21 protein-coding genes and 1 other annotated feature are annotated in these 22,372 nt (G+C 37.2%); of the genes, 18 read left to right on the forward strand and 3 right to left on the reverse strand.

Features of this window, described 5'->3' with window-relative positions:
- Window position 1: 1 nt before the first annotated feature.
- From V6E76_RS05800 to V6E76_RS05870, 15 genes are all read left to right on the forward strand, one after another.
- The gene (locus tag V6E76_RS05800; protein ID WP_247350734.1) at window positions 2-1,090 is read left to right on the forward strand and encodes an ABC transporter ATP-binding protein; all 1,089 of its coding nucleotides are present in this window, start codon (window positions 2-4) and stop codon (window positions 1,088-1,090) included.
- On the forward strand, window positions 1,087-1,887 hold the full coding sequence (locus tag V6E76_RS05805) for an ABC transporter permease (RefSeq protein WP_247350736.1): 801 nt from the start codon (window positions 1,087-1,089) through the stop codon (window positions 1,885-1,887). Before V6E76_RS05800 ends, V6E76_RS05805 begins: the two co-directional genes overlap by 4 nt.
- The gene (locus V6E76_RS05810) at window positions 1,884-2,666 is read left to right on the forward strand and encodes an ABC transporter permease (protein WP_247350738.1); all 783 of its coding nucleotides are present in this window, start codon (window positions 1,884-1,886) and stop codon (window positions 2,664-2,666) included. The genes V6E76_RS05805 and V6E76_RS05810 overlap by 4 nt, the downstream gene beginning before the upstream one ends.
- On the forward strand, window positions 2,666-3,736 hold the full coding sequence (locus V6E76_RS05815) for an ABC transporter substrate-binding protein (protein ID WP_247350740.1): 1,071 nt from the start codon (window positions 2,666-2,668) through the stop codon (window positions 3,734-3,736). The genes V6E76_RS05810 and V6E76_RS05815 overlap by 1 nt, the downstream gene beginning before the upstream one ends.
- A gap of 52 nt (window positions 3,737-3,788) precedes the next feature.
- A complete protein-coding gene (locus V6E76_RS05820; protein WP_247350743.1) occupies window positions 3,789-4,580 on the forward strand; it encodes a DUF4064 domain-containing protein in 792 nt (263 codons plus the stop codon).
- Between the two features lie 241 nt (window positions 4,581-4,821).
- The gene (locus tag V6E76_RS05825) at window positions 4,822-5,811 is read left to right on the forward strand and encodes a bile acid:sodium symporter family protein (protein WP_247350746.1); all 990 of its coding nucleotides are present in this window, start codon (window positions 4,822-4,824) and stop codon (window positions 5,809-5,811) included.
- Window positions 5,812-5,826: 15 nt separating this feature from the next.
- Complete coding sequence (gene ilvD / locus V6E76_RS05830) at window positions 5,827-7,539, forward strand: dihydroxy-acid dehydratase (protein ID WP_247350754.1); 1,713 nt, start codon at window positions 5,827-5,829, stop codon at window positions 7,537-7,539.
- A gap of 269 nt (window positions 7,540-7,808) precedes the next feature.
- Window positions 7,809-8,052: a binding site (T-box leader), on the forward strand.
- 71 nt (window positions 8,053-8,123) lie between these two features.
- On the forward strand, window positions 8,124-9,845 hold the full coding sequence (gene ilvB, locus V6E76_RS05835; RefSeq protein WP_247350765.1) for a biosynthetic-type acetolactate synthase large subunit: 1,722 nt from the start codon (window positions 8,124-8,126) through the stop codon (window positions 9,843-9,845).
- Window positions 9,842-10,357, forward strand: a complete 516-nt coding sequence (ilvN, locus tag V6E76_RS05840) for an acetolactate synthase small subunit (protein ID WP_247350782.1) — start codon at window positions 9,842-9,844, stop codon at window positions 10,355-10,357. Before ilvB ends, ilvN begins: the two co-directional genes overlap by 4 nt.
- Before the next feature lie 34 nt (window positions 10,358-10,391).
- Window positions 10,392-11,390 (forward strand): ketol-acid reductoisomerase, encoded by a 999-nt coding sequence (gene ilvC / locus V6E76_RS05845; protein WP_247350785.1) that lies wholly within the window; start codon window positions 10,392-10,394, stop codon window positions 11,388-11,390.
- 35 nt (window positions 11,391-11,425) lie between these two features.
- The gene (locus V6E76_RS05850; RefSeq protein ID WP_247350856.1) at window positions 11,426-12,982 is read left to right on the forward strand and encodes a 2-isopropylmalate synthase; all 1,557 of its coding nucleotides are present in this window, start codon (window positions 11,426-11,428) and stop codon (window positions 12,980-12,982) included.
- A gap of 14 nt (window positions 12,983-12,996) precedes the next feature.
- Complete coding sequence (gene leuB / locus V6E76_RS05855) at window positions 12,997-14,058, forward strand: 3-isopropylmalate dehydrogenase (protein ID WP_247350803.1); 1,062 nt, start codon at window positions 12,997-12,999, stop codon at window positions 14,056-14,058.
- A 19-nt stretch (window positions 14,059-14,077) separates the two neighbouring features.
- Window positions 14,078-15,490, forward strand: a complete 1,413-nt coding sequence (gene leuC, locus V6E76_RS05860) for a 3-isopropylmalate dehydratase large subunit (protein WP_247350820.1) — start codon at window positions 14,078-14,080, stop codon at window positions 15,488-15,490.
- Window positions 15,491-15,504: 14 nt separating this feature from the next.
- The gene (gene leuD / locus V6E76_RS05865; protein WP_166627158.1) at window positions 15,505-16,101 is read left to right on the forward strand and encodes a 3-isopropylmalate dehydratase small subunit; all 597 of its coding nucleotides are present in this window, start codon (window positions 15,505-15,507) and stop codon (window positions 16,099-16,101) included.
- Window positions 16,102-16,124: 23 nt separating this feature from the next.
- On the forward strand, window positions 16,125-17,102 hold the full coding sequence (locus V6E76_RS05870; protein WP_499797727.1) for a threonine ammonia-lyase: 978 nt from the start codon (window positions 16,125-16,127) through the stop codon (window positions 17,100-17,102).
- Between the two features lie 86 nt (window positions 17,103-17,188).
- On the opposite strand, the gene V6E76_RS05875 is transcribed toward V6E76_RS05870, so the two are convergent.
- Window positions 17,189-17,803, reverse strand: a complete 615-nt coding sequence (locus V6E76_RS05875; protein WP_247350824.1) for a DUF1054 domain-containing protein — start codon at window positions 17,801-17,803, stop codon at window positions 17,189-17,191.
- An 80-nt stretch (window positions 17,804-17,883) separates the two neighbouring features.
- Here V6E76_RS05875 and V6E76_RS05880 point away from each other — a divergent pair, with 80 nt between their 5' ends.
- A complete protein-coding gene (locus V6E76_RS05880; protein WP_247350827.1) occupies window positions 17,884-18,696 on the forward strand; it encodes an inositol monophosphatase family protein in 813 nt (270 codons plus the stop codon).
- A gap of 310 nt (window positions 18,697-19,006) precedes the next feature.
- Here the strand turns inward: V6E76_RS05880 and V6E76_RS05885 are convergent, their stop codons facing one another.
- Window positions 19,007-19,567, reverse strand: coding sequence for a hypothetical protein (locus V6E76_RS05885; RefSeq protein WP_247350828.1), 561 nt, complete (start codon window positions 19,565-19,567; stop codon window positions 19,007-19,009).
- Between the two features lie 162 nt (window positions 19,568-19,729).
- Entirely contained in the window at window positions 19,730-19,921 is a 192-nt protein-coding gene (locus V6E76_RS05890; protein WP_026867503.1) for a DUF5325 family protein, read from the reverse strand.
- A 139-nt stretch (window positions 19,922-20,060) separates the two neighbouring features.
- On the opposite strand from V6E76_RS05890, the gene typA reads away from it, so the two are divergent.
- Both typA and V6E76_RS05900 read left to right on the forward strand, forming a co-directional pair.
- On the forward strand, window positions 20,061-21,887 hold the full coding sequence (typA, locus tag V6E76_RS05895) for a translational GTPase TypA (RefSeq protein ID WP_247350842.1): 1,827 nt from the start codon (window positions 20,061-20,063) through the stop codon (window positions 21,885-21,887).
- A gap of 23 nt (window positions 21,888-21,910) precedes the next feature.
- The gene (locus V6E76_RS05900; RefSeq protein ID WP_235678920.1) at window positions 21,911-22,285 is read left to right on the forward strand and encodes a YlaH-like family protein; all 375 of its coding nucleotides are present in this window, start codon (window positions 21,911-21,913) and stop codon (window positions 22,283-22,285) included.
- The last annotated feature ends 87 nt before the right edge of the window (window positions 22,286-22,372 follow it).

A 22,372-nucleotide genomic window follows, 5' to 3' on the forward strand; every position in this document is an offset into this window, starting at 1 on the left:
CATGACAACAATTAAACTAGAAAACGTCGCTTATACATATGGAGATACACAAGTTCTTAAACATATAAATTATACATTTGAAGATAATAAATTTTATACAATTCTCGGGCCTTCTGGTTGTGGTAAAACGACGATACTAAAACTTATTGGGGGTTTTATCGAACCGAACAGTGGGGAAGTGCGTTTTGATGATAAGGTGATGAACAAGATTCCAGCTAATCAAAGAAAGGTGAATACGGTCTTTCAAGACTATGCGCTTTTTCCACATCTAAATGTTTTAGAGAACATTATTTTTGGCCTGAAAATTAAAAAGACTTCAAAAAAAGAAATGGATAAAAAACTCGATGAAGTCTTGAGATTAACCAATTTAGAAGAATTTAAAAATAGAAATATCGGTGATTTATCTGGCGGTCAGAGACAGCGTGTTGCAATCGCGCGTGCGGTGATTAATGAGCCAGATATTTTACTGCTCGACGAACCACTGAGTGCTCTGGATTACAACTTGAGAGTAGATATGCAGTATGAGTTAAAAGAAATGCAAAAGCGACTCGGTATTATCTTTATTTTTGTAACACATGATCAAGAAGAAGCCCTTGGACTAAGTGATGAAATTATCGTCATGGACCGAGGGAATATCGTCCAAACAGGCTCACCTAAAGATATATATGATGAACCACTCAACCGTTATGTTGCAGATTTTATTGGGGAATCCAATATTGTAAGAGGTACGATGGTCAAGGATAGAGTGGTCAGTATTTATGGACGCTCATATGACTGCATTGATGGTGGGATTATGCCTAATACAAGTGTAGATGTCATGATTAGACCTGAGGATATTTACTTTGGTGAACACAATAAAGATAAACTTAATGTCACGGTTGACTCAGTACTTTTTAAAGGTGTCCACTATGAGATTTGTTGCCTTGACGAAGATGGATACGAGTGGGTGATGCACTCCACGAGGAATGCTAAAGTAGGGAGTAATATTTCTTTAAATTTTGATAAGGAAGATATCCATATTATGATTCCAGGAGAAGATGAAGAAAACTTTATAGAGCGACTGGAATCTTTTCAAGGTGAGGACGAATGAAGAAACTATTGCTGATTCCATATGCACTATGGATGCTAATTTTTGTCGTCTTTCCTTTATTGCTCATGACAGCATATAGTTTTATAGACTTATCTGGTAATATCACTTTGAACAACTATGCATCATTTTTTTCAAGTAATTATATACAGATGACCTTATCGTCATTTTGGTATGCATTTTTAATCACATTATTTACCCTAGTCGTAAGTTATCCACTTGCACTAGCTGTAAATGCAACAAAACGTCAGACAATATGGCTGCTGATTATTATCTTACCTACCTGGATAAACCTACTGCTAAAAACCTATGCATTCATCGGTATTTTTGGGAAAAACGGAATCTTAAATGATTTTTTTGCTGTATTTAATATCGATGAAATGCAGTTACTCTTTAGCGACACAGCATTTATTATTGTCAGTGTTTATATTTTCTTACCCTTTATGCTTCTACCATTATTTAATGCAATAAACGGTATCGATAATAATTTATTAAATGCTGCCAAAGACCTCGGTGCAACACGTGTTCAAGTATTTAGTAAGATTATCTTACCGTTAACAGCTGATGGAATTAAAGCAGGCATTCAAGTTGTGTTTATACCCGCTTTAAGTCTGTTTATGATTACAAGGCTAATTACAGGTAATAAGGTAATTACTTTAGGGACAGCAATTGAACAACAATTCTTAACAAATGAGAATTGGGGAATGGGTTCCACAATTGGTATATTTCTAGTGATATTTATGCTCTTAATCATGGTGATAACGAGTGGAAAGTCAGATAAACGGGTGATGAAACTATGAAAAAGATCTCTAATATTTTCTTACTTGTCTCGATATTATTATTGTACTTTCCGATATTCTACCTCATGTTTTACTCATTTAATAGTGCAGGTAATATGAGTCACTTTGATGGTTTTACGCTTGATTATTATAAATCAGTACTCACAGATTCGAGAATGATTGTCATCATGCTTAATACGATTGCTGTTGCTTTAATCTCTAGTAGTATAGCGACTTTAATCGGACTATGTGGTGCTTTGTACCTGTACAATATAAAAGAAAAAAGAAGGAAAATTCTACTTGCTGTTAATAATGTCATGATTGTTTCGCCTGACGTTATTATTGGTGCGTCATTGTTAATACTTTTTACATTAGCTGGCATGAGTTTAGGGTCAGTGAGTGTTATTTTAGCGCATATTGCATTTTCAGTACCGATAACTGTTATATTAATTCTCCCCAAACTATATAGCATGAATACATCATTAGTTGATGCAGCAAAAGACCTTGGTGCAGATACAAAGACAACGATTATGAAAGTGATTATTCCTTATATTAAACCGGGTATCATTGCGGGATTTTTTATGGCACTGACTTATTCCTTAGATGATTTTGCAGTTACATTTTTTGTAACAGGTAGTGGATTCTCACTCTTATCAGTTGAGGTATACTCAATGGCACGTAGAGGTATTACGCTTGAAATTAATGCCATATCTACCATGGTTTTTGCCGTTGTTCTCACTTGTGTATTTATCTATTATTTAATCAGTAAAAGGCAAGAAAAGCAGGGAGGTAGTGTTTAATGAAAACATTTATAACGCTCATTATCCTACCGCTTGCAATAGGACTATTACTTTTAGTGTCAACGAACTTTACAGATGATGCCGATACTTCATCAAATAATACCATTCATGTTTATAACTGGGGTGAGTACATCGACCCTGAACTATTAGATAAGTTTTATGAAGAGACAGGTATAAAGGTAATCTATGAAACTTTTGATTCCAACGAAGCGATGATGGTGAAGGTCAATCAAGGTGGTACAAATTACGATGTGGTATTTCCAAGTGAATACGCAGTTGAGAAAATGATTAAAGATGATATGTTGATGCCGATAGATTACGAACAGTTAAAAAACGATGACAATATTGATCCTGATATCACTGAACGATTAGCACCCGGTCTAAGTGATTATACCGTGCCTTATTTCTATGGCACTGTAGGTATTCTATATAATGAAGATGTTGTGTCTGATTTAGATTTAACCACTTGGAACACATTATGGGATGATGATTTAGAAAATGACATACTCATGGTAGATGGGGCTCGCGAAGCAATTGGGATGTCTTTAAATAGTATGGGACAATCTTTAAATGAAACTGACCGAGATGTTCTTAACTCGGCACAGCAAAAACTTTTTGAATTAGCACCAAACATTCGAGGTGTTGTTGGTGATGAAATTTCATCTATGATGGCTGAAGATGAAGCAAGTTTAGCAGTTGTATGGAGTGGTATGGCTAAAGATACCATGGCCGAAAATGAGAACTTAAATTATATAGTACCCGACGAGGGTTCTAATCTGTGGTTTGATGGTATGGCAATTCCTAAAAATGCTAATAACCCTGAAGGTGCACATCGTTTTATCGATTTTCTTTTAGAAGAAGAAATTGCGGCAACTAATACAGAGTGGGTGGGCTACTCCACGCCTAATGAAGCCGCTTTAGCAATGATGGATGATGATACACAAAATGATGAGCGCTTTTATCCGGATGAAGCAGCCCTAGACTCATTAGAGATGTACAGAGATTTAGGCCCTGAAATGATTAGTTATTATAATGAACTTTTTTTAGAATTTAAAATGAAGCTTGATTAACTTTAGTCTTTAGTGGGTATGAACAATACAAAGACATTTTAGGAGGATTACTATGGCAAAGGAGTATGTACAAACTGTAAAACCAGCTAGCCGTATCGCTGAAAGAATTTTTGGATGGCTAGGATGGCTTATCTTACTTGCTATTGCAGCAGGACTACTGTTTTTTTCTTTAGTTTATATGAACGATCAGGCAACAATTGATCAATTTACATCACAGATGGAAACTGAGTTAGCGAATCAAAACTTACAAGGTACTGACCCTCAAGCGGTCATAGATATGACAATTGATATATTAGGTAATTTCTGGGCTATTGCTTTATATCTAGCATTACCATTAATAGTTGCTATTCTTGGTCTGGTGAATATGAAACGTAGAATTCTAGCAGGCATTCTCTTACTTATTGCAGCAATATTAGCAGCGCCATTATTTGTTACATTAATTTCATCACTATTCTTTGTAATTGCAGCAATTCTATTGTTCGCTAGAAAAGACACTGTAATCAAACATGATGCTACTCCAGAGAGAGAAAGTGCGCTAGATAATAACTACCGAGATCGTCAAGCTGTCAGACATGAAGATGAAGATGTTAAACGCTATGAGAATGAATCGGATAACTCAGGTTATGTCGATGAGACAACCTCAAATGATGATATTGAAAGTACTCGTAAATTCGATCGTATAGATGAGTCAGATTATCAACAAAATGACACAAGAGAACATCCAACGACAGATAAAGAGTATGATTATAATAATGAAAGTAAGTTAGATGATTTTGATGATATCGATAGGGAAGACCCGTCACAAACAAGACGAAATAATGTAGATCGAAGAAATAGAGAATAGAATTTTACAGAAAACCAATCCTAGTATGTGCTGGGATTGGTTATTTTTATGTGTAAATTTATACTTAAAGTTAAGAGGTTTGTAAACGATAACAATGCTATAAAATCAAATGATTTAAAAATAAAAGTGTAAATATAGTTATCAGAATTTAATAAATAATCAATTATTATCATTCTAAAACTCATAATTTTCTGATATGATACCTTTTATAACTAAATCACAACGCCATGGAGGTCATCATTTGAATGCATTAATTCGTTTTAGCACATTTATAGGAAATACTTTTGCAGTTTGGGTCATCATTTTTGCAGTCCTAGCATTTGTAGTACCTGGTGGTTTTCAATGGATTTCACCATACATAAATATCCTACTAGGTATCATTATGTTTGGTATGGGATTAACATTAAAATTTAAAGATTTTAAACAGGTCATTACAGCACCTAAAGAGGTAATTACTTTAGTAATTGCTCAATATACAATCATGCCACTCATTGCTGTTGGACTTGTCTTTTTATTCCAATTACCAGCTGAAATTGCGATTGGAGTCATTCTTGTTGGTTGTTCACCAGGTGGGACATCATCAAATGTAATGACATATCTTGCCAAAGGAAATATGGCTTTATCGGTAACTGCAACAGCTGTTTCTACCTTGTTAGCACCGATTATAACACCATCATTGACACTTTTACTCGCTAGTGCATGGTTACCAGTGTCATTTTCCTCAATGTTTGTTTCTATAATACAAATTGTCTTATTACCCATTGCCCTAGGTATATTAGTGCAGTATCTACTTGGTAATAAAGTAGAAAAAGCAATAGGAATACTCCCACTGATTTCTGTTATCGGTATTATTGGAGTGTTATCAGCAGTGGTGTCTAACAATGTAGAAAACATTATCAGTTCAGGCTTATTAATTTTTGGCGTTGTAATCTTGCATAATTTATTAGGCTATTTAGTTGGTTTTCTACTAGGTAGAGTTTTACGTTTTGACTTAAGTGATACTAAAACAGTATCTATAGAAGTTGGCATGCAAAACTCAGGATTAGCAGCGACACTTGCAACAACACACTTCTCTCCAATTGCAGCAGTACCAGGTGCACTATTTAGCGTATGGCACAATATATCAGGTTCACTCGTAGCAAACTGGATGAGTAAGATGAAGCAGAATTCACAAGATAGTAAACAGGAGAATAATATGTCAGAAGAAAACTTAAATAATATTAAGAATTAATAAGGTGGGGCTAATATGACAGGGAAGAAAGATATCAGAATCAGATCACATGTTTATTCAGAAAGTAATGTAAAAGCACCAAACAGAGCAATGTTAAGAGCTGTTGGTTTTACTGATGAAAGCTTTGAAAAACCACAAATTGGTGTCGTTAGTAACTGGGCAGAGACGACACCGTGTAACATTCACTTGAATGATCTTGCGAAATTCGCGAAAGAGGGTGTTGCAGAAGCCGGCGGTGTGCCAATTCAATTTAATACGATTACAGTCGCAGATGGTATTGCAATGGGGACACCAGGTATGCGTTTCTCCCTACCGTCCCGTGACATTATTGCTGATTCAATTGAAACAATGGTTCAGGGTCAGAACTTTGATTCTTTTGTTGCTATCGGAGGGTGCGATAAAAATATGCCGGGCTGTGCAATAGCAATTGCGAATACTAATATCCCAGCAGTCTTTGTCTACGGTGGTACGATCGCACCTGGACGTCATGAAGGTAAAGATATAGACTTAGTATCTGTGTTTGAAGGTGTCGGTAAATGGAACAATGGTGACGTCACAGATGATCAATTAAAACGTGTAGAGTGTTCAGCTTGTCCTGGACCAGGAGCTTGTGGTGGGATGTACACTGCAAACACAATGGCAGCTGCTATTGAAGCTATGGGGTTAAGTTTACCAGGGTCTGCATCTAATCCTGCGGTAACAAAGGAAAAGGAACAAGATGTATATGAAGCTGGTAAGGCAGTAATGCATTTGCTTGAAAAAGGTATTTACCCTAGAGATATCTTAACGCGTGAGGCTTTTGAAAATGCGATTACTGTCGTTTTAGCACTTGGTGGTTCTACAAATGCTATTCTACACTTACTGGCGATTGCACATGCAGCTGAAGTAGATTTAACAATTGAAGATTTCAATACTTTCCAAGAAAAAGTTCCCCATCTTGCTGACTTAAAACCATCTGGCAAATATGTTTTCCAAGATTTATTTAAAGTCGGTGGTGTTCATGGTGTTATGAAATATCTTTATGACAGAGGATATATCCACGGTGACTGCTTAACAGTAACTGGTAAGACAGTTGCTGAAAATCTTAATGAAGTAGAAGATTTAACACCTGGTCAAGATGTTATCATGCCATTAGAGAATCCTAAGCGTAAAGACGGTCCGCTTATCGTACTTAAAGGTAACTTAGCAACTGAAGGTGCTGTTGCCAAAGTATCAGGGGTTAAAGTACGACGTCATGTGGGCCCTGCAAAAGTTTACGATACAGAACAAGAGGCGATTGAAGCTGTTATGGCCAATGAAGTCGTTAAAGGTGACGTTGTAATCGTCCGCTATGTTGGTCCTAAAGGTGGTCCAGGTATGCCAGAAATGCTTTCATTATCTAGCTTAATCGTTGGTAAGGGACTCGGCGAAGATGTCGCGCTCCTAACTGACGGACGTTTTAGTGGTGGAACCCACGGCTTAGTTGTCGGACATATTGCACCAGAAGCACAAGATGGAGGGAATGTCGCTTTAATTAAAACCGGTGACATTGTAACAATCGATCAGGATAAAAAAGAACTGTCCTTCGATGTATCTGATGAAGAACTGAGTCAACGTCGTGCAGATTTAATTTTACCACCGTTGTTCTCTAAAGGTGTGCTTGGTAAATATGCACATATCGTATCGTCGTCATCTAAGGGTGCGATTACTGACTTCTTTAATAGAGATGATCTAGCAGGTAAAAACTAAATTATAAAAATTAAAAATATCACTGCTACTAGACGTTTGTTGTCTAGTAGCAGCTTTTTTATAGCCAATCGATCATAAGAATTTGATGTAAATATACACAAAAACTTTTAAAATTTTAAAATATTGATATAACAATGTTGTAAACGATTTCATTTTCAGAAATGTTAGATAATTTAAAATTATTTGGATTTAGCTGTTGATTTTACTAATTTAACGGGTTATTATACATTCATTAAGAAATTTAAATAGTCTAATAATTCAAAATTAAAAACAAAACGTTGAAGGGAACGTCGAAGCTGAAGTGTACTTCACAGAGATCGGATGGTTGGTGGAAATCCGAAATACCGCAGCATTGATTCTCATCCCTGAGTGCCCGGCTGAAAAGTAGTAGGCTGGGACGGGTTAAAACTCGTTATTTATTTTAACTAGTCGTTTTGGCTAGTTTCTAAGGCATATATCTTAAGGTATATGTAAAGTTGGGTGGTACCGTGGAAATCTCTTTTCTCCCCAAGATTGTCATTATGACACTCTTAGGAGAAAAGAGATTTTTTATTTTAAGTTTATGCTATAAGGAGGAAGACAATATGAAAGTTGAAGTTGAACGTGCCGAAGAAGTGATGACGAATATAAAAACAGGGGCAGACCTACTTGTCGAAGCACTCGCTGAACAGAATGTTGATACAGTGTTTGGTTACCCTGGTGGTGCTGTTTTACCAATCTACGATGCTTTATATCGCCAGGAGCGTTCATTTAAACACATTCTTTGTAGACATGAACAAGGCTTAATACATGCAGCGGAAGGTTATGCAAGGGTAAGCGGAGAACCTGGTGTTGTTATCGCAACAAGTGGACCAGGCGCTACTAACCTTATAACAGGTATTACGGATGCCATGATGGACTCTCTACCAATAGTCGTTTTTACTGGTCAAGTGTCAACGAAAGTAATCGGTACAGATGCCTTTCAAGAAGCAGATATCATCGGCTTAACGACACCAATTACTAAACACAACTACCAAGTAACTGATGTAAAAGACTTAAAACGTACAGTAAAAGAAGCCTTTCACATCGCATCAACTGGTAGACCAGGTCCTGTCGTAGTAGACATACCGAAAAATATTTCAGAAGCAACTGTAGAAAGTGATTATCCAAGTGACCTCCGTCTACCAGGTTATCAACCAACAACAAAACCGAACCCCTTACAGATTAACCGTTTGATGGATGCCTTAGAAAAGGCAGAAAGGCCAGTGGTCCTAACTGGTGCAGGTGTTCAATTTGCTAAAGCTTCAGATGAATTGAAACGATTCGTTAAGCAGTACAACTTACCAGTGGTATCGACTTTACTCGGTCTGGGTGTGTTTGAAGCAGATGATGAGCACTTCCTTGGAATGGCAGGGATGCATGGCACCTACACTGCTAATATGGCAATCCATGAATCGGATTTACTCATCAATATCGGAGCCCGTTTCGATGACAGGTTGACTGGTAAGATTTCAGACTTTGCACCCCATGCCAAGGTCGCACATATTGATATAGACCCAGCTGAAATCGGTAAAAACATTGAAACACAAATACCAGTTGTTGCAGATGCTAAGGAAGCTTTGGAGATGATGAACAAAGAATCCTTTGAAATGAAAAACACAGATGCTTGGATGCAGTTAATCGCCAGAAATAAGAGTGAGTATCCACTTTGGTATGACGAAGATAGAGATTTACTATCACCGCAAAAATTTATCGAAGATATCTATAAGGCGACGGAAGGTCAAGCAATTGTGACAACAGATGTTGGACAACATCAAATGTGGAGTGCACAGTTTTATCAGTTTAATCAACCAAATCACTTTGTTACATCTGGTGGTCTTGGAACGATGGGCTTCGGTTTACCCGCAGCAATTGGTGCACAGCTTGCGCGTCCAGATAAGAAAGTAGTAGCAATCGTTGGTGACGGTGGTTTTCAGATGACGATGCAAGAATTAGCAACTTTAAAACAATACAATTTACCAGTTAAAGTTGTCATTGTTAATAATGAAGCGCTAGGAATGGTTAGACAGTGGCAAGAAGCGTTCTATGATGAGCGTTATTCTGAGTCATTGATGCAGACTAATCCTGACTTTGTAAAACTCGGTGAAAGCTTCTCAATAAAGTCTTATCGATTTACTAAGTGTGATGAAGTATCAAATGAATTATATGCGGCTCTAAACTCTGATGAACCTGTATTAATCGATGCAAGAGTAGAAAAACTGGATCTCGTTTGCCCGATGGTACCTGCAGGTAAAGGGAATCATGAAATGATAGGAGTGAAAAAATGAGAAGAGTAATCACTTTAACCGTTCAAAACTCCAGTGGGGTCTTAAACAGAATTACAGGCATGTTATCAAAAAGAGGATTTAACATCGAAAGCATCACTGTAGGTGCATCAGAAATTGAAGGTATATCTAAGATGACAATTGTCGTCGATATGCTAAATGATAAAAGTGCAGAGCAATTAACAAAACAATTGCACAAGCAAATTGATGTACTGAAAGTTGATGACATAACTGAATCGAAAATAGTTGCAAGAGAACTTGCCTTAATCAAGGTAGGTGCAAATAATACTTCAAGAGCAGAAATTCAAAGCATAATTGAGCCTTTTAGAGCCAGGGTACTTGATGTTTCAAAAAACTCATTAATCATCGAAGTCACCGGGAAGCCCGATAAGGTGGATGCATTAATTGAACTCTTAACACCATATGGATTAAAAGATTTATCACGTACAGGTGTCACAGCCTTCAGGCGTGGTCAGCAAAAGAATATTCAGGATTTAAAAACACTTAGTGTTTAATCAAATAAATTATATATAAAAGGGAGTTATTATTATGACTAAAGTTTACTATGACAAAGATATCAACAATGAAGTATTACAAGGAAAAACAGTAGCGATTGTGGGCTATGGATCACAAGGACATGCCCACGCTCAAAATCTTAGAGACAGTGGTCATAATGTAATTATCGGACTTCGTCAAGGTAAATCATTTGAAAGAGCTAAGGAAGATGGTTTCGACGTAAAAGCTGTTAGTGAAGCAGTTAAAGAAGCGGATATCACAATGGTACTTTTACCAGATGAAGGTCAACCAAAGGTATATGAAGATGAAATTAAAGATAACTTAAAAGAAAATAGTGCCTTGGCATTTGCCCATGGATTCAATATTCATTTTAACCAAATCGTACCTCCAGATAATATCGATGTATTCTTAGTTGCACCGAAAGGACCGGGTCACTTAGTCCGCCGTACATTCCAAGAAGAAGCAGGTGTGCCAGCTTTATACGGTGTATTCCAAGATGTAACAGGTCAGGCAAGTGAAGTTGCTAAGGCTTATGCAAGTGGTATCGGTGCCGCTAGAGCCGGTGTATTAGAAACTTCTTTCCAAGAGGAAACTGAGACAGATCTATTCGGAGAACAAGCTGTACTATGTGGTGGTTTAACATCATTAGTAAAAGCAGGTTTTGAAACTTTAACCGAAGCGGGCTATCAGCCTGAAGTTGCTTACTTTGAATGTCTTCACGAATTAAAGCTAATTGTTGACCTTATGTATGAAGGCGGTCTTGAAAATATGCGTTATTCAATTTCTGATACAGCGCAGTGGGGTGACTTCGTAAGTGGACCTAGAGTAATCAATGAAGAAACGAAAGCTCGTATGGGTGAGGTACTTAAAGAGATTCAAAATGGACAATTTGCTAAAGGTTGGATTACAGAAAACCAAGCAGGTAGACCACAATATAACGCAATCAACAATAGTGAATACAAGCATCCAATTACAGAAGTAGGACAAAACCTAAGAGAACTAATGCCTTTTGTCCAAAATCCAATTAGATAAAAAACACTGAAGAGAGGAAGTTCGTTATGACTGATATTACTGACATTAAAATTTTTGATACTACACTTAGAGACGGAGAACAATCTCCTGGGGTCAATTTAAATAAAGAAGAAAAACTGGAGATTGCAAAACAATTAGAACGACTCGGAGTTGATGTCATAGAAGCGGGTTTTCCTGCCTCTTCAGAAGGTGATTTTCAAGCAGTGAAACTCATAGCCGACACAGTAAAAAATTCTACTGTAACCGCACTTGCAAGAGCAAAGAAAAGTGACATCGACCGAGCTTATGAAGCATTGAAGAATGCTGAGAAATCAAAACTTCATGTATTCTTGGCTACAAGCCCGATCCACAGGGAATTTAAACTCAAAAAAACACAACAAGAAGTGCTTGAGACCTCTGTAGAGATGGTTAAATATGCGAAGACATTATTTGATGAAGTGGAGTGGTCTGCAGAAGATGCTTCAAGAACAGAACTCCCTTTCCTCGCTGAAATCATAGAAGCTGTAATTGACGCCGGTGCGACAATCATTAACTTACCGGATACGGTTGGGTATTCGACTCCAAAAGAATACGGTGAAATGTTTAAATATGTGAGTGAAAATGTACCGAACATAGAAAAGGCAATTTTATCCACGCATTGTCATAACGATTTAGGTATGGCAGTTGCAAATTCTATTGCAGGCATCGAAAACGGTGCACGTCAGATTGAAGTTTCAATTAATGGTATTGGTGAAAGAGCAGGCAATGCAGCATTAGAGGAAATTGCAGTCGCACTTCATATTCGATCGGATGCATACAATTTTAAGACGAATCTTGTATTAAATGAGATTAAACGTTCCAGTGATATTGTTGCTAAATTAACTGGTATGTCAGTTCAGCCAAATAAAGCAATCATCGGTCGAAATGCTTATGCACATGAGGCTGGAATACACCAAGATGGCATGTTGAAAAATTCTGAAACATATGAAATTATTTCACCAGCTCTAGTGGGTGTGTCAGCAGAATCTGCAAACACGCTCTTCCTAGGTAAACATTCTGGACGCCATGCTTTTAAAGATAAGGTGAAGTCGTTCAAAATTGAATTGACTGAAGATGAACTAAGTGAAGCTTTTAAAAACTTCAAGGTTCTAACGGACCATAAAAAAGAAGTAACAGACGATGATATCTACGCAATTATAATGGAAATCAAAACTGATGCAGCCAATCTTGAACGCTACACTTTAAATAATTTTCAAGTTAACTATGAACAGGATGGACAGACGAGAGCGAGTATAGTCGTTACGACACCTACAAATGAAGAAACGACTCATGAAGTTACAGGGAAAGGTAGCGTTGAAGTGCTCTATGAAGCAATACAAGGCATTTTAAGTGAACAGACTAACCTTTTAGATTATCAATTGTCTTCAGTTGGTGGAGGCAAAGATGCACTCGCCGAGGCAAGAGTTCAGATTAACGTTAATAATAACCGATTCTCTGGTCGAGGAACTGCTCAAGATGTGTTAGAAGCATCTGCAAATGCATATATAAATGCAGTAAATCGCTATTTAATGAGTGAGAAAGCAAATAATCAAATTGAGACGGTTCAATCGTAGAAGGAGCGTATAAAGTGAAAAAACATATAGCACTACTTCCTGGCGATGGTATTGGACCAGAGATAATGGCAGCTGCGAAAAAGGTTATAACTGCAATATCAGAGACAGAAAAAATTCAATTAACAACGTCAGAACATGACATAGGAGGCAGCGCCATAGATAATCATGGCGCGCCACTACCAGAATCAACAATTAATGCTTGTGAACAAAGTGACGCAATCCTACTCGGTGCAGTTGGTGGACCTAAATGGGCCGACACTACTTTAAGGCCGGAACAAGGTCTTTTACAGATTAGAAAACATTTTAATCTCTATGCAAATCTCAGACCCGTTACAATTTTTGATGCACTGTTACATGCCTCACCACTAAAAGAAAGCATTGTGACTAATAGTGATTTGATGATAGTTAGAGAACTGACGGGTGGACTGTACTTTGGTCAACCTAGTGAACGTCGCGATGGTGGAAATAGTGTAGTGGATTCTCTAACGTACACCAGACAAGAAATGGTTAGAATTATAGATACCGCCTTTAAAACTGCTATGGCAAGATCAAAAAAACTAACATCCGTGGATAAGGCGAATGTTTTAGAATCGAGTAGAATGTGGAGAGAAATTGTTGAAGAAGTTAGTCAGAACTATCCTGAAGTGGATGTTCATCATGAACTTGTTGATGCAGCAGCAATGAAATTAATCACTAATCCAACATCCTTTGATGTGATTGTTACAGAAAATTTATTTGGTGATATTTTAAGTGATGAGGCCTCTGTCATTACAGGTTCTCTAGGGGTTTTACCATCAGCGAGTTTAAATGAAAATGACTTTGGTCTTTACGAACCGATTCATGGTTCAGCGCCGGATATTGCAGGTACAAATAAAGCAAATCCAATCGGCATGATTCTTTCTGTTGCTATGATGCTTAAATATTCATTTGGCTTACATGAGCAGGCTAAAAATATAGAAGACGCAGTAGATAGAGTGTTGAATGATGGGTATGTAACGACAGATTTGAAAATTGAAGATGCGACAGTTTTATCGACTACGGAAATGACAGAAAAAATTATTAGCTACCTAAAATAAAGTAAAGGAGAAGGTTAACATGGCAAAACAGAAAACAATCATCGAAAAAATCTGGGAACGTCATATCGTTCATGAAGAAGAAGGAAAGCCGGATTTATTATATATTGATCAACATCTCATCCATGAAGTGACTTCACCTCAAGCTTTTGAAGGGTTAAGGCTAAATAATAGGAAAGTACGACGTCCAGACCTTACTTTTGCAACTATGGATCACAACGTGCCTACAAAAGATAGAGAGAATCCTCAAGATGAAATCGCTCAAAAACAAATGGATGCTTTAAAGAAAAACTGTGCTGATTTTGGTATTAAATTGGCGGATATGTATCACCCAGATCAAGGGATTGTTCATGTCATTGGACCACAACTTGGTTTAACACAACCAGGGAAAACGATCGTTTGTGGAGACTCTCATACGTCAACACATGGTGCCTTTGGTGCCTTAGCCTTTGGTATTGGTACAAGTGAAGTAGAGCACGTATTTGCTACCCAAACATTAAATCAATCAAAACCAAAAACAATGAATGTTAAAGTGGTCGGCGAGCTAGGTGTGGGTGTCACAGCTAAGGATTTAATTCTAGCAATCATCTCTAAATTTGGTGTCGATTTTGGTAATGGACACGTGGTTGAATATACAGGTGAAGCAGTTCGTAACCTAACAATGGAAGGTCGTATGACTGTATGTAATATGTCCATTGAAGGTGGGGCAAGAGCGGGTCTGATTTCACCAGATCAAACGACAATTGACTTTCTTAGAGGTCGTCGCTACGTACCGAGAGATGAAGCGGAATACAACGAGCTTGCCAAAGACTGGTTAAGTCTAGCGACTGATGAAGGCGCAGAGTATGATACCACACTTGAAATAGATGCCAGTCAAATCGAACCCCAAGTCTCATGGGGAACAAACCCAAGCATGGTTGTACCGATTAGTGCAACCACACCGTCAATTAGTGAGTCAAAAGATCGAGATGGTACTAAGCGTGCACTGGAGTATATGGGACTTGAAGAAAACACACCGATTACTGACATAGAAATCGACCACGTCTTCATCGGTTCTTGTACTAACTCTAGAGTGCTTGACCTACAACGTGCATCAGACATCATCAAAGGAAACAAAGTTAAAGAAGGTGTCAAAGCGATTGTGGTACCAGGATCCTTCCTTGTTAAACAAGAAGCAGAGGCACTTGGTATTGATAAGGTATTTATTGAAGCGGGATTTGAATGGAGAAATGCAGGATGTAGTGCTTGCCTTGGTATGAATGATGACCAAGTCCCAGCTGGTGGTCGTTGTGCTTCTAGTTCAAATCGTAACTTTGAAGGCCGTCAGGGTAATGGTGCAAGAACACATCTTGTCAGCCCTGAAATGGCAGCAGCAGCAGCGATTAACGGACGCTTTGTAGATGTCAGACGATATCAACATAAAGTAATGGCGTAAGGAGGAGGAGAATAATGGAGGCAATTTCATATCATAGTGGGAAAGTGTATCCTCTAAATCGTTCGAATGTCGATACCGATCAAATTATTCCAAAGCAGTTTTTAAAACGTATTGAACGTACAGGTTTTGGAGAATTTGTATTTCATAATTGGCGATTCCACGATGACGGTACTAAAAGAACTGATTTCAATATGGATGACCCAGAGTTTGACGGTGCTTCTGTACTAATTGCAGGAGATAATTTTGGATGTGGTTCTTCAAGAGAACATGCACCTTGGGCATTGTTGGACTATGGCTATAAAGTCATTATTGCACCGAGTTTTGCCGATATCTTTTATTCAAACGCTTTTAAAAACGGCATGATATTAATAAAGCTAGGGGAAGAAAAAGTAAACGAATGGCAAGGTAAAGCTTTAGATGGAACATTTACTTTAGATGTAGATTTAGAAAATCAAACAATTAAAACTTCAGATAGTGAAGTAATTGAATTCGACATACCAGCCTATCATAAAGAAAAATTAATTAATGGTTGGGATGATATTTCACTTACTTTACTAAATGAAGATAAAATAAATCAATATGAGGAGCGTGGTTCTTTGGGAATTCGTTAAATGGTGACTTAGTCAGAGATGCTATGGAATACTTGCGAGGAAGTGTGCACAAAACACCTGTTATTACATCACAAACGACAAATAGAATGACAGGTAAAAACGTATATATGAAGTTAGAGAATCATCAAAAAACGGGAGCGTTTAAGTTCCGCGGCGCATCTTATAAGATATCTAAACTAAACTTAGCTGAAATTGAAGCTGGTGTAGTAACTGCCTCAGCAGGAAACCATGCCCAAGGTGTTGCATTAGCGGCTAAAAAAGTCGGTGCCAAAGCGACAATCTTTATGCCAGAAGGCACGCCAAGTGCTAAAGTAGTGGCGACAAAAGGTTACGGTGCAGATGTTAATCTAGTTGGTCAAAGTTTCCAAGAGGCCTACACAGCTTCTTTAGAACATAAGAAATTAACGGGTGCGACGTATATACATCCGTTCGACGATTATGACATTATGGCGGGGCAAGGTACGATTGGTTTTGAATTCTTAGAAGATATACCAGAACTCGATACTATTGTTGCTCCGATTGGTGGTGGTGGTTTAATTAGTGGTATTGCTGTAGCGGCAAAAGCGATCAAGCCATCTATTAAAATCATTGGTGTACAAGCAGCAAATGCACCTTCAATGTTTAAGTCTTATTACACTAAGGATGATCATGTCATGCTTTCCTCAGCTTCAACTATTGCAGAAGGTATTGCAGTTAAGGCTCCAGGAATGCTGACTCAACAAGTTGTAAGAGACTACGTTGATGAGATATACTGTGTTTCTGAAAGTCAGATAGCAAATGCGATGATTTATCTCTTAGAGCGTACTAAATCATTGGTTGAAGGTGCAGGTGCATCAGCACTCGCAGCGCTCTTAGCATATGGTGACAAGATTGACTCAACACACACTGGTGTAATCGTGAGTGGTGGAAATTTAGACCTAGCTAAAATGGCTGAAATTCAAACCTTAGCAGCTTCATGTGATCACACATCAGTAGAAAAAGAACGAATCTCATTGAGTTAAATTATGAATGTATTAAAAAGGGGCAATCTCGATATCGAGATTGCCCCTTTTAAGCTTTAATATGTTTAAAATGAAAACTATAAAGATTAGTCTACATTATAAAAAGGTAGTAAATGCTTCATTACCTTTTCAAGGTCTTTAATGAAGGCCTCATCACTTTCAAATGCTTTGTCACCGGGTTTATATACTTTACCGACTAAGAATTCGCCTTTTTTAACGTCTCTTAGACGAATGAGTCCTGCTTCTAATTCTTCTTCGCTAAGCTTATTTAGTGGCGTTTTTTCTGGCTTCATATGATCGAGTGATATCTGGTATGTTCTAGGAAGTTTGTCGAATTTATCTATATTTTTCAACCAATTTTTAGCGAGCCTTTCCTTATCGTTAGACTCATATATAATACCGTACATACAAAATGCATGATCTTGATAAAGTCCGATTTGAAAATGTGGCATCATTTTATATCCTCTTGGATTGGTACTAAATGCAACCCAAGTATCATCTGGTGGGTTTGTCGTTCTCCGTGCATGTTTTGCGACGTGAGCAATTGTTTCATCACCAGTTAATTCAGTTAAATAATTTTCAAAATACTCACCTAAATTTTCTAATTTAGGTCTTGTTTGTTCGATTAGTTCTGCCATTCGATTATCGAGGCCATCGATTTTAAATACATCAAAGTCAGCTTGTGTAAATGCGTATTTCATCTATATGTGTTCTCCTTTCAAAAGGTCTCTCTTATGATAAAATAAAGATGCACGGCAATCAAATAATTGAGGTGTTTTTCATGGATATATATGACTTTGGTAAAGGCTTAATTGTAGAAGCTGGTAGTTTTATCGAAAAACGTATGTTGGAAAGCTTTCATATAAATAGTAAATCGAATCCAAATGACCTAGTAACCGATGTTGATAAAGAAACTGAGAACTTTATATATAATCAAATTTTAGAACATTTCCCAGAACACAGAATAGTAGGTGAAGAGGGACATGGTGAAGATATTAAGGATGATGAAGGGGTTATTTGGATTGTCGATCCTATAGACGGTACTTTAAATTTTGTTCATCAAGCTGAGCATTTTGCCATTTCAATTGGTGTATTCATTGATGGTAAACCTTATTGTGGATTGATCTATGATTGCATGAATCACGACTTATATCATGCTAAATTCGGTGAAGGTGCTTATTTAAATGATGAACCATTACACCGAGCAAAAAATGAACCATTAAACAGTTCATTGATAGCAGTAAATCCTAAAAGAATCTTAGGAGAGACAACAAGGGACTCATTTTTCAATATTATGGCGGAGTCAAGAAGTGTACGATCATACGGGTCTGCAGCTCTAGAATTTGCAATGTTAGCCAAAGGACAAATCTCAGCACTCTTGTTCTTCAGATTGTACCCCTGGGATTATGCAGGCGGCATTATTATTACTAATGAGCTAGGCTATATCTCAAGCGATATTTACGGTTCATCCTTACCGTTATTTAATTCAACAAGTGTAATCAGTGGTAACCCTAAAATCCACGAGGAAATTTTACAGTATTTTAAAGACGATAAGGCGCTTCATAAGTATCACGATGACTTTCATAATTTATAATGATAGTGTTGGCCATATTTTGATTCCTTATAAAACAAGGTCGTAATGTATTTTAAAAGTGTATATTTACTGAGTGATAATCCGATATGTGTTTTTAATTCTTTTTTTGAAAAAGAGAGTGCGATGTTTGTTGTAGAAAGAGTATTGAAATAGTCAACGATTAGTTCTTTAAGGTTATGAATTGTATGGCAAGCTGAACAGATTACTAGTTTACTACTGAGCGTCGAGAGATTAAAGTTATGGCAATCTGTACATTTCAAACCTTGTTTGAAAGCTCTATTTCGTGCAGCCGGTAGATTAAGGGGCGTCTTTACTTTGTTAAATCCGGCTGCAAGTGCTTTTTTCTAATGACTGCACTATGTTCGATGGCTCTTAAATAGAATGGTAAGTTTTTTAAGGAAAGGAAGTTCTCACTAGGGCGTCTGTTTAACTTAAATGTTTCATTTAATACGACATGTTTAACGATGACAGGACGCTGATAATTGCCTTCATCAATTAAGGTTTCCTTAAATTTCTCATAGATTGATATAGATCTGTTAAGATCATAGACTGGCTCGTGGGCTTGATTTACTAATATATTGAATGGATTAATATAATGTTCACCAGAGAAATCATGGAGTATAAATAAGTAATAGCAGTATTCTGTTGCGAGTAGCACATTTATAAGTTCATGTTGTGAACCAATGTAGATTTCAGAGTGCCAGTGAACCTCAATATTTGTTAAATCAATCTTTCTTAAATACAAATCGAAGTGTTCTTCAAGAAGTTCCATTTTTTGCAAGGCTTCGTACTCTTCAGTTTCGTCGTTGTTAAAAGGCAGTCTGTTATAAAGAAATTCGTAAACCTTCAGTTTTTCATTTTTGGGTTTCATAGATAGTCTCCTTATTGATGATAAGACCATTATTAATTTTTTAGAAATTGTCGTCAAAAGACAATAATTTAAAAAATGCAAAAAAATATAACAGTTTTAGCAGAATTTCGGTATAAATTCTTAAAACTGTTATGTTTTGAACACAATTTTATAAAATTAGTATTAAAACCAACCATTTTCACGATATTTCTTTTTTAATGTAAAGCCGACGCCAAAAATACCAATGAAAATCAGCACTGACAAGATTGCCATTATGACCATTTCTTCAGCTATAAAAACAGAAAATGCAACCATGGTTGCCACTGCTAAACAGGCAAGTATAAAAAATATAGATTTAGATTTCTTTTTCTCCATTTGAAACGTAGCCCCTAAATTTTTGTCTTATTCAAAATTATATCATAAAAAAATTGCATGAGAATATATTCAGATATGTAAATTATATGATATAATGTTACGGTTATAAAGTAACTCTATATACGAAGGGAAAATCCTCTTGATGAACCTGAGAGAAAATGTAAGAAATATTGCAATTATCGCACACGTAGACCACGGAAAAACGACACTAGTAGATCAGCTATTAAAACAATCAGGAATCTTCCGTGAAAATGAACATGTAGAAGAACGCGCTATGGACTCAAATGATATTGAGCGTGAGCGTGGAATCACAATACTTGCTAAGAATACAGCAATTGACTATAACGGTACACGTATCAACATCTTAGATACCCCAGGACACGCCGATTTCGGTGGTGAAGTAGAACGTATTATGAAGATGGTTGATGGGGTAATTTTAGTTGTAGATGCTTATGAAGGTACAATGCCTCAGACACGTTTCGTACTTAAAAAAGCTTTAGAACAAAACTTGAAACCAGTTGTTGTAGTTAATAAAATAGATAAACCGAGTGCACGTCCGAATGAAGTCGTTGACGATGTGTTAGAACTATTTATCGAGCTTGATGCAAATGACGACCAGTTGGAGTTCCCAGTTGTATATGCATCAGCTATGAACGGGACTGCAAGTCTTGAATCTGATAAGCAAGATGAAAACATGCAATCTATCTATGACACAATTATCGATTATGTACCAGCGCCTATAGACAATAGTGATGAACCGTTACAGTTCCAAGTCGCGCTACTGGACTATAACGAATACGTTGGTCGTATTGGTGTAGGTAGAGTGTTCAGAGGAACAATTGAGGTCGGCCAAACCGTATCACTACTTAAAATAGATGGTTCGATTAAGAACTTCCGTGTCACTAAAATCTTTGGTTTCTTAGGTTTAAACCGTGTAGAGGTTAACAGTGCCAAAGCTGGTGATTTAATTGCAATCAGTGGAATGGAAGACATCAACGTTGGTGAGACAATTACACCTGTAGATGCACAAGAAGCATTGCCGGTCTTAAGAATTGATGAACCGACCTTGCAAATGACTTTCTCTGTAAATAACTCACCATTTGCAGGTAGAGAAGGTAAACATGTTACAGCTAGAAAAATTGAAGAACGTCTTGAACTTGAATTAGAAACTGACGTTTCACTACGCGTTGATCCAACTGATCGTCCAGATGCATGGAGAGTTTCGGGACGTGGTGAGTTACACTTATCCATTTTAGTTGAGAATCTTCGCCGTGAAGGCTATGAATTACAAGTGTCTAAACCTGAAGTCATCCATCGTGAAATAGATGGGGTAACATGTGAACCGTTTGAACGTGTACAAATAGATGTGCCAGATTCAAATACAGGTAGCATTATTGAGTCCATGGGTGAAAGAAAAGGTGAAATGTTAGATATGGCGTCAACTGGTAACGGCCAGACACGCTTAGTATTTATGATTCCTGCTCGTGGTTTAATTGGTTATAGAACTGAATTTATGTCCATGACAAGTGGATATGGTATAATGAACCATACATTTGAGGATTACCGTCCAGCAGTTAAAGGACGCATCGGTGGTAGAAGAAATGGTGTACTTGTATCAATAGATAAAGGTGCAGCAAGTACTTACGCAATATTAGCTTTAGAAGGTCGAGGTACAAACTTTACTGAACCTGGAACTGAAGTTTATGAAGGTATGATCGTAGGAGAAAACTCACGTGAAAATGATCTTGCTGTAAACATTACTAAAGTTAAAGCGGCGAATAACATTCGTTCAGCGACTAAAGAACAAACTTCAACAATGAAGAAACCAAGAACTTTAACGCTTGAGGAAGCACTAGAATATATTAACGACGATGAGCTCGTTGAAGTTACACCAGAATCAATCCGTATGCGTAAAAAAATTCTTGAAAAAAATGCACGTGAAAAAGCGAATAAGAAGAGTAATTAATTATCTGAAGTGGAGTGAGGCAGTTGTTAAACCAACTCATTCTCCTAAACGCATCGGATGTTAGTAACGTCCAAGAGAGATTAACGTTTTTCGGGAGATTATATGGTCTGGATTCAAATCCTGATACTGGAATGTGGTACTTGTTAATCACAATATTTGTACTTTGTGCGATTGTTTATCACTTAGGCTTCGCCCGTAAAGTAAAATGGTGGCAAACCATTGTTATCTATATTTTGATGTTTATTGGTGTCATCTTTTTAACATTCTTCGGTGCCTTTTACCCGGTAGCGGAATGTCTGATTGTGATTGCAATCATTCTAGCGGGTTATCGTTACAGACTGCATAAGGAAAGAAAAGCAGGAAAAATTGCATCGCCAAAAAACCCGCCAGGGCAATAAAAAAACTCGGACTGACCTGATGTCACTTAAGTTTACAGTTGAATAAAATAAATTTTTTTCTGAGATATGAACATGTTCATATCTCAG

Source organism: Jeotgalicoccus huakuii (assembly GCF_036665975.1).
GTDB classification, from domain to species: domain Bacteria; phylum Bacillota; class Bacilli; order Staphylococcales; family Salinicoccaceae; genus Jeotgalicoccus; species Jeotgalicoccus marinus.